The following is a 15,197-nucleotide window of genomic DNA, read 5'->3' as shown; positions in this document are numbered from 1 at the left end:
CTGCCCATTAACTAACAAAAAAGAGATTATTTGTGATTATTCCAGCATTAGACGTATTACAAAATCAAATTGTGCGCTTGTACCAAGGTAAATACGACACAGCACAGTTTTACCCTTTCGAACTTGGCGCGCGTTTAAAAGAATACGCCGACAGTGGCGCAGGTAAACTACACCTTGTAGATTTAGAAGGTGCACGCGATCCAAGTAAAAAACAGTGGAAACATATTCAAGCTGCAACCAAAGCACTTAACGTACCTTACCAAGTGGGCGGCGGTATTCGCTCAGAGCAAGATGTAAGTGATTGGCTAAAAGCCGGTGCAAACCAAGTTGTTATTGGTTCAATGGCAGTAGAAAAACGCGAACAAGTAAAAGCCTGGATTGAGCAATTTGGCGCAGAGCATTTTGTAATTGCTCTTGATGTAAATAAAACAGCCACGGGCTGGGCACCAGCAACACACGGTTGGTTAAATGAATCTGAATTTGGTTTACTTGAGCTGGTAGATTTTTATGTAAGCTTAGGTGTTATCGATTTTTTATGCACGGACATCAGTAAAGATGGCACTATGACGGGCCCATCGTTTGAATTATATGAAGATTTAACTCGCCATAACAGCACAATTAAAGTGCAAGCCTCAGGGGGCGTAAGCTCACTAGATGACATTAAAAAGCTTAAAGAGCTGGGTGTTGGCGGCGTTATTTTAGGTAAATCATTGCTTGATGGCGCATTTAGCGTTGAGGAGGCACTGGCATGTTATCAAAACGCATAATCCCGTGTTTAGACGTTAAAGACGGCCAAGTAGTTAAAGGCGTTAAGTTTAAAGGCCATGAAGTTGTTGGCGATATTTTAACAATGGCTAAAGCCTACAGCGAAGCTGGCGCCGATGAACTGGTTTTTTACGAAATCAGTGCAAGCGTTGAAAAACGCCTACTTGATGTAAATTGGGTAGAAAGTATTGCACGAAATATCGATATTCCATTTTGTGTAGCGGGCGGTATTAAATCAGTGGCTGATGCAGCGCGGGTACTTGAGCGCGGCGCTGACAAAATAAGCATTAACAGCCCTGCTATTGCGCGACCTGAACTCATTAAAGAATTACACGATGAGTTTGGCAAGCAATGTGTTGTAGTCGGCATTGACAGCTTTTTTGATGAAATTACCGGCGAGTATTTAGTGTATCAATTAACCGGCGATCCTAATGCATCTAGCCGTACGCGCTATAAAACACAAGAATGGGTTAAACGCGTACAAGACCTAGGCGCAGGCGAAATTGTATTAAACTGTATGAACCAAGATGGCGTTCGTAACGGTTACGACAACGAGCAACTAAGTAAAATTCGCGAGCTGTGTGACATTCCTTTAATCGCCTCTGGCGGTGCGGGTAGTATGCAAGATTTTGTTGATGTATTTAAACAAAGCAAAGTAGATGGTGCACTAGCCGCCAGCGTTTTTCATAAAAATGTGATTAACATTGGCGAACTAAAACAATTTTTAACAGATAACCAAGTGGCAGCAAGATTATGCAAGTAACACAACAAAACCAAGCTCAAGTCGATTTCGCTAAAAGTGACATGATCCCTGCTATTATTCAAGATGCCCGCTCGGGTGTTATTTTAATGCAAGGCTTTATGAACAGCGAAGCACTCGCTGTTACGCTTGATACCAATAAGGTAACGTTTTACTCGCGTTCAAAATCGCGTTTATGGACTAAAGGTGAGTCATCAGAAAACTACTTAAACGTAGTATCTGTGCATACAGATTGTGACTACGATTCAATTTTAGTCCTTGCCAACCCAGAAGGCCCAACGTGCCACTTAGGCACACAAAGCTGTTTTGGTGATGAAGCAAAACCAAGTTTAAGCTTTTTAGCACAGTTAGAAGATGTGATTGTAGCGCGTAAAAACGACGACCCTGAAAAAAGCTACACTGCGTCACTATTTGCAAAAGACTTAAGCCGTAGTTGTCAAAAAGTAGGTGAAGAAGGCGTAGAAGTTGCCCTTGCCGCTATGAAACACGATAACGATGAGCTAACAAACGAATCTGCTGATTTAATTTATCACCTGACAGTATTGCTACAACGCCAAGGCTTAGCCCTTGAAGATGTAGTTAAATGCTTGCAAGGTCGCCATAAATAGCACCTGCTAAAGCAAATTACAAAAGGCCCATATTTTATGGGCCTTTTTGTTTTTCGCTTTTAGTTGAGTAAATTATGTATGGTATAGTGCGAGGCTCAATTAATCGGTTACTGTGAACTATGAAAAACTATATTATTCTTCTTATCATCGCGTTTATTTTAGCGGGCTGTACCAGCAAAACTAATCAGACTACAGCAACCACTAATACAACAAATCAGTCTGTAAAAACCTCAGTAATACCCGATGAATGCAGCACCATTAATAACCTAATAAATGGTTATGAGTCTGGTTTTAATTCAATAAAAACAGATAAAGTAAATAACCAGTTTACTAATCAATGGCGTACTAATACTCATATGATTGGAGCAAACTGTACGGTTACTTTAAATAAGTCAGGGCAAGCAAGCTACCAATGCCAAACACCTGTTAAAACACAAACGCAAACAATAAAGTCACATCAAAAACTGGCTAAGCAATTACGCCAATGCTTAACCAAAGCAGGCTGGTTTGAAAGCCAAAAAGAAACAGCAAGTTCAATTTACAGCACCTTTGTACTTGATACTAAAACCCCTGTCATTACACTTGCTACTAATCAAGAAGGTATTGAGTTTTCTACTCGCTTTGAAATTGCACCACCATTAGGACTTTAACAATGCGCCAATTAAATCAAAACAAAAAACCATCTAAATTTAAAACTGATTGCCTAGGAATATGCGAAAGGCGCAGCGGTTACTGCACCGGTTGTGGGCGTACCAACGAAGAAATATTTGATTGGATAATATTATCTGAAGATGAAAAAAAAGCGATTTTAGAAACACCACGAGCCGATATCACAAAAGCGTAATAGAGCTAAAAGCCTCGATACCTCAAGGCTTTAAATTAACGTTATGCTTTATCGAGCGCTTGGCTTACATCGGCAATTATATCTGCAATGTTTTCAATACCAACCGACAAACGAATTAAATCGCGGCTTACACCCGCATTAGCAAGCTCTCCATCATTTAATTGGCGGTGTGTGGTTGACGCAGGATGGCACGCAAGCGACTTGGCATCGCCAATATTAACTAAGCGTAAAATCATGTTTAGCGCATCAATAAAACGAGTACCAGCCTCTAGTCCACCAGCAATACCAAAACTTAAAATACCGGATGCTTTACCACTGGTAATTTTTTGACTCATTTCGTTATACGGGCTTGATTTAAGCCCTGCGTAATTAACCCAAAGCACTTTTGGATGATTTTCTAAATACTCAGCCAGATGCTGTGCATTTTCGCAGTGGCGATCCATTCTCAAGCCTAAAGTTTCAAGGCCAATTAAAATATCAGATGCGTTTTTAGGCGCAAGCGCTGCGCCGGTATTTCTAAGTGGCACTACTCTGCAGCGTCCAATAAATGCAGCTTCAGCGAAGGCTTCGGTATACACCACGTTGTGATAAGACGGATCGGGCTCGTTCATCATTGCAAAGCGCGTAGCATTCGCTTTCCAATCAAATTTTCCTGAGTCGACAATCATGCCGCCAATGGCAGTACCGTGCCCGTTTATATACTTTGTCAGTGAGTGAACCACTATATCGGCGCCTAGCTCAAATGGGCGGCATAAATACGGCGTAGCCACGGTATTATCAACAATAAGCGGCACACCTTTACTGTGTGCAATACGTGCTAAACGTTCAATATCAACAATATTACCTGCAGGATTACCAATAGATTCACAAAAAACAGCGCGGGTGTTGTTGTCAATTGCATTCTCGAACGCGGTAAAGTCATCAGCTTTAATCATACGTGCTTCAATACCTTGCCTAGGTAGTGTATGAGCAAATAAGTTATATGTGCCACCATATACTTGGCTGGTGCTTACAATGTTAGTACCGACTTCACACAAACATTGAATAGCATACGTAATAGCAGCCATCCCAGAGGCAACAGCCAGCCCACCAATACCCCCTTCCATCGCGGCAATACGTTGTTCAAGTACAGCATTGGTTGGGTTCATTATGCGGGTGTAAATATTTCCAGGTACTTTTAAATCGAATAAATCAGCGCCATGCTGTGTGTTATCAAATGTATAAGAAGAAGTGTGATAAATAGGCACGGCTGCCGATTTGGTCGTAGCCTCAGATTCGTAACCGTGGTGCAATGCTAATGACTCTAATTTCATAATTATTTCCTTCAATTAATTTACCACTAAGCTAGCACTTCTTGGCTATAAAATGCACATGAAATATATTAAAGGGTGGTGAGGTGATTTGATTTAAGTTAAAGGCGGATAAGAGCGATAACCGGACATTGAGATTTGCTTAATATCGTCGTTAATTGATTGGTTAAATAGCATTTGATAGCAATATCTTAGGTAATTTGTTTAAACTGTAGAAAGTAGAAAATGAGCGTGATATCGGCAGAAATATGTACGATTTACGCATTTTAAAATTGTAAGAGATTTGGTTCAATCATCACATATTTTGCAAGCAGACAGGAAGTGAGTGGGAATACATGAAAATAGGACGAAATGAAAAGTGTTGGTGTAATTCTGGTAAGAAGTTTAAACATTGCCATTATGGTCGTGAAAATGAAGCTCCTATTAGTAAAGGTGAAGCAATTGGGCATACAAAGAAAAACTCATCAAGAAAATTATGTTACGTTTCGCCTGATTTAAAACATGAATGTAGTAAAAAAATTATTAACGCTCATACCATATCGAAAAGCGGTAGCTTGAAAGAAATTGCAGATGAAAGTAACCATGTATTGGGCTTAAAAATAAACTTACCAAATATAATGATAAATAAAGGTAAATTAATCCCAGAGAAAATCGGAATTAATCAAGCTTCGACGTTTAAAGGGTTTTGTTCTACTCATGATAAGACGCTTTTTGCTTGTATAGAAGACAGGGTGTTTGTTGGAGATGAAGAGCAATGTTTAGCTCTGATGTACCGTTCAGTTGCAAAAGAGCTGTATGCTAAAGAGGGCATGCTTAATACATCTGAGTTTATTAAAGGTGGTGATAGAGGTAGGCAACCATTAGAGCAAATGTTCCTGCAGAAGTTTGCAGCTGTTCAACAGCTGGGTATTAATGCTGCTATCAAGGAGCTTTCCGAGCTAAAGCATCAACTTGATGATCAACTTCTTGGTAACACAACTGGTAATTTATCTCATCTGATTATCGAATCGTCAGAACCTATGCCTGTGGCTGTTTCATCAATTGTTGCACCAATAAGTGATTTTTCTGGCAACTTTATTCAAGATTTAGGAGATTTAAGTGTTGATGCTCAGCAACTGATTTTCAATTCATTTTCTAGTGACGGGAAAGGGTATGTAGTTTTTAGTTGGGTAAAAGAATCAAAAAAAGTTTTAGGCTTCATTAATTCACTATTGGCCATAGATGAAAGTAAAATTTTTAGCGCACTAATTAGGTTCTTTTTCGCAGTAGCAGAAAATACTTTTACTTCCCCTTTATGGTGGAAGACGTTAACGAGTGAACAAAAAGATAAAATACAAAAACTTATAATGTCAGGTGTTAACCCAATGGAATTCGAGCCAAGCAGCTTTTTAGTTGATGATGGTCTTGAATTTTCTGGATGGGAAATTGCTGCACTTCATAAAACAAATTTTTAGAAAGTTGTTAAACGTCTGCTTCTGGCACTCTCCAACCAGCCGACAACATAAAATATTGATAATAATTGGCAAGGTATTTTACTGTGTCGGATGGCGTGGCTTCGCCACTTATCCGACCTACGTCAAAATGTAAGTTAATTAAGCCAAAGGCGCCACCCAACAAAGCTTCAGATTCACGCCTTGAAGGTCAGCAGCTAGCACTTTGCAGTCATAAATAAGCAAATCAAACACCAACAAAAAAGGCGCTTCCGATACGGTAAGCGCCTCTTTTCTTATCTCACTAATTACTTATTTTACGATTGTCATTTCGTCTAACAAGTTTTGTGCATTATCTACTTTATCCATTACCCACAGCATGTAGCGTGAATCAACATGGATTGAGCGATTAAGCTCAGGGTTGTAATCCCAGTCACCAATAATACTTTCGTAAACACCGTCGAACAGTAAGCCTACAAGCTCTGCTTTACCGTTAAGCGTTGGCGAACCTGAGTTACCACCGGTAGTGTCTACATTTGATAAAAAGTTAACGGGTACTGTATTCATGCCACCCGTGTAATCACCATAAAGCTTGGCTTTAATTTGCTCCTGTAACTTTTTAGGTGCATTAAATGGGTCAACATCGGTATTTTTAACTAAACCAGACAGCCACTCTAATTAAAAAATAAAACTGTGCACCTTAGAAAGTGCAAATTTAGGATGGATGTCTAGTTTATTGTGTTTTCTAGTTTATTGTGTTTGCAAACGATTAGGCTGTATTTAACCCGTGTTCGGCAATATTACCGTCAACAAAGGCATGAATAAATTGATCTTACGAGGTCAAACGAAAGTTAATACGCAATGGCAACTTTATTGCATCGTTCATAATATAGAAAAGCTGCAAAACACGATGCATTGAAAAGGGGAAGCCTTTTTAATCTAAAATAAAGCCACTAAAGCACCCGTAATCCCGTCCAAAACGCCAATTAAAACAATATCGAACACTTCTTTATATTCTGCGTAAAAATACAGTAATCAATTGAACCAAAATAGGAACTCGGCTATGGTCTATTTATCAATAAAAATAAATAAAAGAACGAGTTAATCTACAGGCTCGTTAGCTATCAAGGATAGAATTGTGAAATTATCACGTATATTGCTATTAACGTTTTTATTTAGCTTCCAATCAAATGCAGAAGGGTTTGATGCGAAAGCCTTCTTTGAGTCATCAATTAATAATACAAAAGCGAAAGCTCATGAGTTTGTTAATTTATATTTGACTAAAAAACAGTTTAAAAAACCCCATGAGCTTTTATGCTCAGATATTGCAGAAAAAACGCCTTTATCAAGTTTAGAGGCTGCTTACGAACAACTAAACAAGTTCGCTGATCTAAGTAAATTCAAAAACCCTGAAATTATTGATGCTAATGTTCAATTACATGAAACTGAGCCATACGGTTTAGTTAATTATGTTGTGGTATTAAAAGATAAAGACAATCAAAAGTTAACAGGCTCAGTGACTTTCAGAGCTAAAGATACTTGTATCTGGGGTTGGCGTTTTCAGCCGATGATTACTAAGTCATTCGACTTTGATAACTAACAACACGCCCTGAGGTGGACGACTAGTAAAATTTAGCTATTAATTGCAAATTTTTAAAATGGTGAGCCTCACTTAATTTAGCCAACAGTAATTTTCCGCTTAGCCTAGTTTGGCTGTGATTCACTATTAGGAGTAAACTTTGCATAAAGGGATTTTGTTATTTCTACTCACCGTACTTTGTACCATTAATTCTGCGAACTCCGCAGAGACAACTTGGAAAACCCAAGGTTATGGCTACGTTTTTTATACTGTGGACAATAAAACAACAGCTTTTGATTTAACAACTAAGCATTGTTTGGAAAACCACTTTATCACCGATGAGTTTGAACAAATCTCGTTCATCGAAGAAACACAAAAAGTGAATAAATATACTCGCTTACTTAACTTTGGTGGTTTATTTCCGTTAAAACTAACGAAATTAGATAGTTTACCCGCTCAATGTCAATCCAAAAAAATTGTTAGTATAAAAGACAAAAACTATGAATTTAATGCCAGTATTGTTCTTGACGTTCTAATGAATAATTTTGAAGAGCACTATGCATTTTCAAAAGATAAAAATATTAGTTGGTTTGAGCAGAGAAAACTTTGGCAAAAAAGAATAACCTCAAAAACTACGCAAGATGAGCTATTTAGTATCATAGATGACTTTCTTAAAGAATTACGCGACGGTCATGCCATATTACTTAATCAAGAACTTGATAGGTTTTCACATTACTCACCAAGAAAGTGGTCATTTTGGGATGAATTAAAAGCGCACTCAGTAAATTACCCTGAATACTCAACTTACTGGGAATTACATACCGCATTAATTGAAAAGTCTCAGGAAAACATTAAGAATTACATTGATAAAAACTATTCCACTCTTCAATATCACGATAATTTTACCTTAGCAAAAACGCCTCAAAATATTGCCTATTTAAAGATAAGTAACTTTGATGATTTCTCAAATAATGACGTAAAAGCAACAAAAGAGGTTATGGAGATATTTACGCCTATCATCAAACAAAGCAATGGTTTAATTATTGACTTACGTTTTAGTATGGGTGGAAGTGACTTAGTGGCATTTTCTATTTTATCTTACTTAATAGATTCAGAATTAGCCTTGGGGGGGAAACAGTTTAAAACATCGACAGGTTACAGTGAACTTCAAAAAATTGTTGTCGCCCCATCAAAAATTAATAATTACACAGGAAGCATTGTTGTTCTAACTAGTCAAAAAACACCTAGTGCGGCTGAAGTATTTCTTTTAGGTTTACAAGCAAGAGGCAATGTTACTTTTATTGGTGAAAGAAGCAACGGAGCTTTTAGCGATGCGTTAACAAAGGCTTTGCCTAATGGTTGGGGGATAACATTATCAAATGAAAGGTATCTCAACTCTCATGGAGAAAATTACGAAAACATTGGATTGCCTGTAGATCATGAATTTGTATTTCTTAATGTGACCAATATTGAAACCGGAAAAGATGTGCAGCTTAATGAGGCAATTAAAGCTTTTAGATAGGTGCATTCGGCGTATAACGAGGCGTTACCAATGTCTGCTGTTAGCACTCTCCAGCGACTCGACAACATAAAATATTGATAATAATTGACAAGGTATTTTACTGTGTCGGATGCCGTGGCTTCGCCACTTATCAGACCTACGTCAAAATGTAGGTTGGTTAAGCCGAAGGCGTCACCCAACAGAGTATCGATTCACGCCTTGAAGTACAGCAGCTAGCACTTTGCAGTCATAAATAAGCGAATCAAACACCAACAAGAAAGGCGCTTCCTTTTACGGTAAGCGCCCTTCTCTTATCTCACTAATTACTTATTTTACGATTGTCATTTCGTCTAACAAGTTTTGTGCATTATCTACTTTATCCATTACCCACAGCATGTAGCGTGAATCAACATGGATTGAGCGATTAAGCTCAGGGTTGTAATCCCAGTCACCAATAATACTTTCGTAAACACCGTCGAACAGTAAGCCTACAAGCTCTGCTTTACCGTTAAGCGTTGGCGAGCCTGAGTTACCACCGGTAGTGTCTACATTTGATAAAAAGTTAACGGGTACTGTATTCATGCCACCGGTGTAATCACCATAAAGCTTGGCTTTAATTTGCTCTTGTAACTTTTTGGGTGCATTAAATGGTTCAACATCGGTGTTTTTAGCGAGTAATCCTTCAAGCGATGTAAACGGTGTTGCTACCAAGCCATCTTGAGGTGAGTAGCCGCCTACGGTGCCATAGGTTACTCGTAGTGTGCTGTTGGCATCGGCGTATACAGGTTTGTTTTTAGCTTTGTTAAACGCAATGATTGCGCTCATTAGCTCTGGGCGAGCTGCTTGTAATTTACCTGCAAGTGCTTTTGATTTATCTTCCTGTGCTTTCATTACTTTAAAGATTGCTTTAGCGTACTGCACAAATGGGTCTTGGCTTTGATTTAGTTGGCTAAACGATTGCTCAAATAATGAATTGCGAACAGTGGCATTATCGAGTCTTGACTGTTCATACATGCTATCAAGTAACGCGCTTTGGGTTGCTTTATCAAACCCATTTTGTACTTTAAATACGTTATCAACCTCGCTAAAGCGCTCTTCTTTTGGAAGTGCTGCATACAGCTCTAAAAAGTGCAGTAAAATAGCTTTGTCTACTTTGCTATCATAACGGCGCGTCATGCGCTCAAGCCCTGCTTTAATGCGAGGTAAGTCACGTTCTTGATAACCAGATTCACGTTCGCTATTTGGCTTTTGTTTTTCGTAAGCTAGGCGGTATAAACGTCGTGCTGTACTGATCATCTGTGAGCGATGTACATAACCTAACATACGGTCGCGTTCACTGTGCTCTTGTGATTGCGCAATTAGCTCAGATAGCTCACCTAATATGCTTCCGTATTGTTCTTTACGCTCACCATCACTATTGATCCATTGTGTTAACTCTTGCTCAAACTGTTTTTTGCGCTCAAGCATAGTGCCTTTTTTGAAGCTTTCGATCATCGAACCAAAATTTTTAATATAGTTGTTATAACCTGCAATGGTGCTTTCGTAAGCAATACGCGCTTTACTGCCGTCTTCTGAGTTTTCTTCAATAAGCGACACGTATTTTGAGTTATGAACGCGTGCTTTAGGGTAGCTGTCGTTAAATACGTTATCTACCTCTGTTGCAATGCGGTAGCGGTTAGTACGCCCTGGGTAGCCTGTAACCATTACAAAGTCGCCTTCTTGCACGCCTTTGGCACTTACTTTTAGGTAAGAGTCAGGTACGTAAGGTACGTTATCTTCACTGTACTCTGCTGGTTTTCCATCTTTGCCTACATAAGCGCGGTAAAAACCAAAGTCGCCTGTGTGGCGCGGCCACATCCAGTTATCTATATCGCCACCGTATTTACCTACTCCCATTGCCGGTGCGTAAGATAAACGTACGTCTTTAATTTCAAGTGACTTAATTAGGTAAAACTCTAAACCACCATGAAACGAATACACGTTACAACGATAGCTTTCGTCGGCTTCACACTGGGCTACTAGCGCTTTTTCGTTTTTTACTATTGCGTCGTAGCGTGCTTTAGCGCTTAGTTTTTCGATACCTTTATTAACTTTGTCAGTCACATTAGTAACTGTTTGTGTGACGTATACGCGTGACCCCGGCGCTGCGGGTAAATCCTCAGCAGGACTTTTAGCTAAAAAGCCATTTTCTAAAATATTGTTCTCAGGCGTTGAATTGTACTGAACAGAGCCATAAACACAGTGATGATTTGTAACCACTAAGCCTTTTGGCGATACAAACGATGCTGTACAACCGCCTAGGCTAATTACCGCATTCATTGGGAATTCGGTTAATTTAGAAATAGATTCAACATCAATTTCAAGCCCTTTGGCTTTTAAAATTGATTCTAACTCTGGAAGTTGGTGTGGTTGCCACATGCCTTCATCGGCTATGGCACTACTTGAAAGTGATAAAGAAAATGTGGCGACTAATGTAGCTACAAGAGGTTTTAAACGCATTATAGAATCCTTTTTATTGTTTGTTCGATAGTAACCGATTTACTTATTAAATAATTGAGCCATTACTAAGAATGATAAATGACAAAGTAAAGGGAGCACACACTCCCTTACTTTAAATTAATGTATTTAAACTAAATTTAATACCAATCTGCTTATATATGAAGTCTATTTAACGTTAAGAAAATCACGCTAGAACTAGGCAAAAATTTTTGTATCTAGTTGTTCTAAATAAAAAATTTTTAACGACGTTATAGTGAAATTTAATTCGTTAAATTGTTCAAGTATTTATGCAGGTTGGTATAAATCACTTTTAGTCTTTTTTTACATCTGCAGGGTGTTCTACACCGATCCACGCTTTAAATAGCGCTTTTTGTTCAAGCGTAGCGTCTTTATTAGCAACTACTTTTTTAGGTTTATCAAAATCTTCTGATAATACTAATGTTAAGCTATCAAGAGCATCGCGACGAATATAGTCAACGATTACTTTCTCGCCTGCTTTAAATGTTTCTAGGCTCGTTTTTAAATCTTTACCCACATGATGCTTATTTATAGCAACAATTTTATCATTGGTAGTTAAACCCGCTTCCCATGCACTTCCGCCACGACGAACGTAACTTAGTGTTAGTAACTCACCGGTATTTTTAGCGGTGGCGTCAATACTCGCAAGCGCTTTTGCTTTTTCTGGTCGTTCATATTTTAAGCCCACTTTAGCAAGTAACTCATCAAAGTTGATACTTGCAGGCGATTCTACATTTTCTTGCCACCAGCTTGAGTAATCACGCCCTGTTAAATCTTTTAAAATGTTAAGCACATCTACGTCTGTAAACCCTGCTGGCATTTTATGATTGTTATAAAGTGCTTTGTGCACATCGCGGTAGCTTATTGTACCTTGGCTTTTTTCTAGTAAGTCGATATCTAAAGCGAGTGAAAGTAACGAACCTTCTGAATATATATTGGTGCTGTAGTTACGTGCATGATCACCACCTTGATTAATCCATTTATCAAAACTTGTTTCGCTTGCGCTTTGCACTTCACGGCCCGGTGTTTGTAAATGACGATTAATTGTTTTACTCATTACTTTAAAAAATTCATCTGTTGTTTGAATGCCTGAGCGCACTAATAAATGATCTTCAAAGTAACTTGTTGAACCTTCTGCGATCCAAAGTAGTTTAGAGTAATTCATATTCGTGTAATCGTACGGCACTAAACCCTGTGGGCGGTATGCTTTTACATTCCATGTATGAATAAATTCGTGTGCGGCTGTGCTTATAAAACCTAAGTAATCTTCTCGGCTACCAAATCGATCGCGTGGGCGTTGTATAATAGTAGAGTTTAAATGCTCAGTTGCACCACCCGCTCCCGACGTTGCATGTACCATAAATACATAACGCTCATACGGATAGCCATCCCAAATTACATTACCTGTCGCTACTAGCTTTTTCAGATCTGTAAGCATTAAATCTACATCGTAGTTACCATCGCCCCATACAACTAAGTCATATTCGCGGTCATCTACTTCAAATGTGTGTAATTGATTTATACCTGTTTCGATTGGCGAATCAACAAGCACATCGTAGTTAGCTGCTTTGAATGAATTTTTACCTTCTAAATTATCCATACCTGATACAGAACGCCATTTTTTAGGTATATCTAAATTGACTGTTACTGGCTCTTGACGAAACGACTCGCTAAACATAAAAAAACCTGATGCATCAATAAATGCATGGCTGTCGTCAATATGACGGGCGCGTTTGCCTAGTTCATTTGCATACACTTGATAATCAACATTAACTTCTGTTGGCTTATTAAGATGTACACGCCATGTACTATGGTCAACTTTTTCCCACGTTAACTCTTTGCCATCTTCATCTTTTGCATTGAAGTAACGTACGCCATTGGCTAAGTTTAAAATTTCGTATCGGCCTGTACGCCAAGCAGGAAGTTTTACATCGATATGAGATTGTGCTGATTTTGGAAATTCAACACTTACATTACCCAAATGATGCTGTGGTTCAGATATTTTTAATTCGTAATTTACATCAGCAAAAGCTGAAGTAGAACATGCAGCTACAATCGATAAAGCTAATAACTTTTTCATAAAAACTCTTAATAGAAACTTAATTACTAGCTAGATTAACAAGCTCGGATTTAAATGTGAATTAAATACGATAAAGAGTCTTGTACATGAGTTTATACGCATTAGCTTACTAAAATTACTAAGTTTTTAGTTAGATAACTACACATAACAAAAATTTGTTGTAAACTGAAGATAATATAACTAATACGATGGCGGTAAGCTTAGGTGTCTGATAAATCTAACGCTACAGATAAGAAACTAAAACAAGCAATTGACGCCCGAATGGCTGTTGAAGACGCTCGTAAATATCAGGTGGACACTCTTTCTGATTTCTCAGCTAAATTATCATTGAGTTGTAAAGGGCTTGATACTGAATTAGACAATAGGCTTGCTAAGTTCAGGGCTGCACTCATTAAAGGTGTCAGCTTTGAAGATCTATCGCCATTGATAAGTGAAACAATTGTTTTATTAAAAAACCAAGAATCAGTACAACTCTCCCAACAACGAGATTTGTATAGCAGCGTACAGAATGCTGGTAAACAACTGCAAAAAACAAAAGGATTACCAGAGGATACACGTAGAACACTTCGCCATTTGTTAGATCACGAAATTAATCAAGTGCACTCTACCCATGATTTTATACCTTTACTTGACCAACTAATTTCTTTTTATCATCAAACATTAAGTCTCAAACTAGAAGCTGCGTCTGACGATGAATGTACTGCAACACCTGAGCTTGCACAAAAATTACTAAAATTAGCTAACGAATTAGTGTTGGAAGACGAAGCAACTGAAGAAATTAAATACATAAAAAATTGTATTACAGAAAGCGACACGTTAGATGCACTGTTAAAGGCTTCTATTAATATAATTAGTGTTATTGTAAAGAATATTAATAAAGAGCGTAAATCGGCACAAAGCTTTTTATCTTCTTTAAACCAAACACTTGAAGATTTACATCATTCAATTGTATCAACAAGTAAACACTCAAAATCGATGGAAGTTGAGTTTGATGTTTTAAATAAAAGCATTGAAAGTAAGATTAAAAATCTTAATGTGCAAACTCAAAATGCAACTTCTATATCATCTTTAAAAGAGTTGGTTGATAACGAATTAAAATCGCTTAGTGAAGACTTTATTGCAAAAGAAAAACTTGAACGCACTGACAGAGAAATGCTGGTTTCTAGCTTTGATGAAATTAATGGTCGTATTGGTAGCCTTGAAAGCAAACTAACAAAATATAAAAAACGCTTAAATGAACAACGTTTCAAAAGTCTATTGGATAGTTTAACAAAACTGCCTAATCGTGCTGCATTTGATGAACGTTACAACCATGAAATACACCTATTTAATGTTCAGTCATCGGATGTCACTCTTGCGGTGATTGATGTTGACCATTTTAAATCCATTAATGATAGATTTGGTCATACTGCTGGGGATATAACACTACAAGTTATAGCCAAAGCACTACAAAAATCGGTTAGAAAATCAGATTTTATTGCCCGTTATGGCGGTGAAGAGTTTGTTTTACTTATGCCTAGTACTTCGCTTATAAATGCTACGGCCCCTCTTGATAAACTGAGGAAGATAATTAAAAGTATTCCTTTTAAATTTAAAGATAAACAAATTGAAATAACTATTTCTCTAGGTGTTACTCAGTTAAAGAAAGGCGATACACCTATAATCGCTTTTGACCGAGCAGATGATGCTCTTTATGAAGCGAAAAATACAGGTCGGGATCGTCTTTGTATAAGTAAATAATGTCATATTTTTTATTTTAAATAAAAGATATCACGAAGTGGTAATTTACATAAAAGAATAGCA

12 protein-coding genes and 2 pseudogenes are annotated in these 15,197 nt (G+C 37.9%); 10 read left to right on the top strand and 4 right to left on the bottom strand.

The features are described from left to right. Nucleotides 1–32 precede the first annotated feature (32 nt). The 5 genes from D172_RS19775 to D172_RS19755 all read left to right on the top strand — a co-directional run bounded on the left by D172_RS19775 (nt 33) and on the right by D172_RS19755 (nt 2,977). Nucleotides 33–767 carry a 1-(5-phosphoribosyl)-5-[(5-phosphoribosylamino)methylideneamino] imidazole-4-carboxamide isomerase gene (locus tag D172_RS19775; protein ID WP_007376297.1) on the top strand — a complete coding sequence of 245 codons (735 nt, stop codon included), beginning with the start codon at nt 33–35 and terminating at the stop codon, nt 765–767. After that, nucleotides 749–1,528 carry an imidazole glycerol phosphate synthase subunit HisF gene (gene hisF, locus D172_RS19770; protein ID WP_007376298.1) on the top strand — a complete coding sequence of 260 codons (780 nt, stop codon included), beginning with the start codon at nt 749–751 and terminating at the stop codon, nt 1,526–1,528. The genes D172_RS19775 and hisF overlap by 19 nt, the downstream gene beginning before the upstream one ends. Continuing rightward, complete coding sequence (hisIE, locus tag D172_RS19765; RefSeq protein ID WP_007376299.1) at nt 1,519–2,133, top strand: bifunctional phosphoribosyl-AMP cyclohydrolase/phosphoribosyl-ATP diphosphatase HisIE; 615 nt, start codon at nt 1,519–1,521, stop codon at nt 2,131–2,133. Before hisF ends, hisIE begins: the two co-directional genes overlap by 10 nt. Nucleotides 2,134–2,252: 119 nt before the next feature. Continuing rightward, a complete protein-coding gene (locus D172_RS19760) occupies nt 2,253–2,783 on the top strand; it encodes a hypothetical protein (protein WP_007376300.1) in 531 nt (176 codons plus the stop codon). A 2-nt stretch (nt 2,784–2,785) separates the two neighbouring features. Continuing rightward, complete coding sequence (locus D172_RS19755) at nt 2,786–2,977, top strand: DUF1289 domain-containing protein (protein WP_007376301.1); 192 nt, start codon at nt 2,786–2,788, stop codon at nt 2,975–2,977. A 41-nt stretch (nt 2,978–3,018) separates the two neighbouring features. Here D172_RS19755 and D172_RS19750 read toward each other — a convergent pair whose 3' ends face one another. Next, entirely contained in the window at nt 3,019–4,290 is a 1,272-nt protein-coding gene (locus tag D172_RS19750) for an O-acetylhomoserine aminocarboxypropyltransferase/cysteine synthase family protein (protein WP_007376302.1), read from the bottom strand. 332 nt (nt 4,291–4,622) lie between these two features. On the opposite strand from D172_RS19750, the gene D172_RS19745 reads away from it, so the two are divergent. Then, the gene (locus D172_RS19745) at nt 4,623–5,741 is read left to right on the top strand and encodes an SEC-C domain-containing protein (protein WP_033023338.1); all 1,119 of its coding nucleotides are present in this window, start codon (nt 4,623–4,625) and stop codon (nt 5,739–5,741) included. A 288-nt stretch (nt 5,742–6,029) separates the two neighbouring features. On the opposite strand, the pseudogene D172_RS19740 reads toward D172_RS19745, so the two are convergent. Further along, nucleotides 6,030–6,377: pseudogene (locus D172_RS19740) on the bottom strand (S46 family peptidase); the annotation flags it as partial. 103 nt (nt 6,378–6,480) lie between these two features. On the opposite strand from D172_RS19740, the pseudogene D172_RS21405 reads away from it, so the two are divergent. From D172_RS21405 to D172_RS19730, 3 genes and pseudogenes are all read left to right on the top strand, one after another. Then, nucleotides 6,481–6,636: pseudogene (locus D172_RS21405) on the top strand (transposase); the annotation flags it as partial. A 219-nt stretch (nt 6,637–6,855) separates the two neighbouring features. Next, entirely contained in the window at nt 6,856–7,317 is a 462-nt protein-coding gene (locus D172_RS19735; protein ID WP_007376306.1) for a hypothetical protein, read from the top strand. 139 nt (nt 7,318–7,456) lie between these two features. After that, complete coding sequence (locus D172_RS19730) at nt 7,457–8,818, top strand: S41 family peptidase (RefSeq protein ID WP_007376307.1); 1,362 nt, start codon at nt 7,457–7,459, stop codon at nt 8,816–8,818. 306 nt (nt 8,819–9,124) lie between these two features. Here D172_RS19730 and D172_RS19725 read toward each other — a convergent pair whose 3' ends face one another. Both D172_RS19725 and D172_RS19720 read right to left on the bottom strand, forming a co-directional pair. Beyond that, nucleotides 9,125–11,296, bottom strand: a complete 2,172-nt coding sequence (locus D172_RS19725; protein WP_007376308.1) for a S46 family peptidase — start codon at nt 11,294–11,296, stop codon at nt 9,125–9,127. 310 nt (nt 11,297–11,606) lie between these two features. Next, nucleotides 11,607–13,394: a M61 family metallopeptidase gene (locus D172_RS19720; RefSeq protein WP_007376309.1), complete on the bottom strand. Its 1,788-nt coding sequence runs from the start codon at nt 13,392–13,394 to the stop codon at nt 11,607–11,609. 204 nt (nt 13,395–13,598) lie between these two features. Here D172_RS19720 and D172_RS19715 point away from each other — a divergent pair, with 204 nt between their 5' ends. After that, nucleotides 13,599–15,134, top strand: a complete 1,536-nt coding sequence (locus tag D172_RS19715) for a GGDEF domain-containing protein (protein ID WP_007376310.1) — start codon at nt 13,599–13,601, stop codon at nt 15,132–15,134. The last annotated feature ends 63 nt before the right edge of the window (nt 15,135–15,197 follow it).

It is taken from the genome of Pseudoalteromonas sp. Bsw20308 (genome assembly GCF_000310105.2).
Lineage (GTDB): Bacteria > Pseudomonadota > Gammaproteobacteria > Enterobacterales > Alteromonadaceae > Pseudoalteromonas > Pseudoalteromonas fuliginea.
This window is presented reverse-complemented; position numbering and strand designations above follow the sequence as displayed.

Excerpts from the sequence above, each read along its gene's own strand:
- hisF (WP_007376298.1), top strand. The coding sequence starts at position 749 with ATGTTATCAAAACGCATAATCCCGTGTTTAGACGTTAAAGACGGCCAA.
- hisIE (WP_007376299.1), top strand. The coding sequence starts at position 1,519 with ATGCAAGTAACACAACAAAACCAAGCTCAAGTCGATTTCGCTAAAAGT.
- D172_RS19760 (WP_007376300.1), top strand. The coding sequence starts at position 2,253 with ATGAAAAACTATATTATTCTTCTTATCATCGCGTTTATTTTAGCGGGC.
- D172_RS19755 (WP_007376301.1), top strand. The coding sequence starts at position 2,786 with ATGCGCCAATTAAATCAAAACAAAAAACCATCTAAATTTAAAACTGAT.
- D172_RS19750 (WP_007376302.1), bottom strand. The coding sequence starts at position 4,290 with ATGAAATTAGAGTCATTAGCATTGCACCACGGTTACGAATCTGAGGCT.
- D172_RS19745 (WP_033023338.1), top strand. The coding sequence starts at position 4,623 with ATGAAAATAGGACGAAATGAAAAGTGTTGGTGTAATTCTGGTAAGAAG.
- D172_RS19725 (WP_007376308.1), bottom strand. The coding sequence starts at position 11,296 with ATGCGTTTAAAACCTCTTGTAGCTACATTAGTCGCCACATTTTCTTTA.
- D172_RS19720 (WP_007376309.1), bottom strand. The coding sequence starts at position 13,394 with ATGAAAAAGTTATTAGCTTTATCGATTGTAGCTGCATGTTCTACTTCA.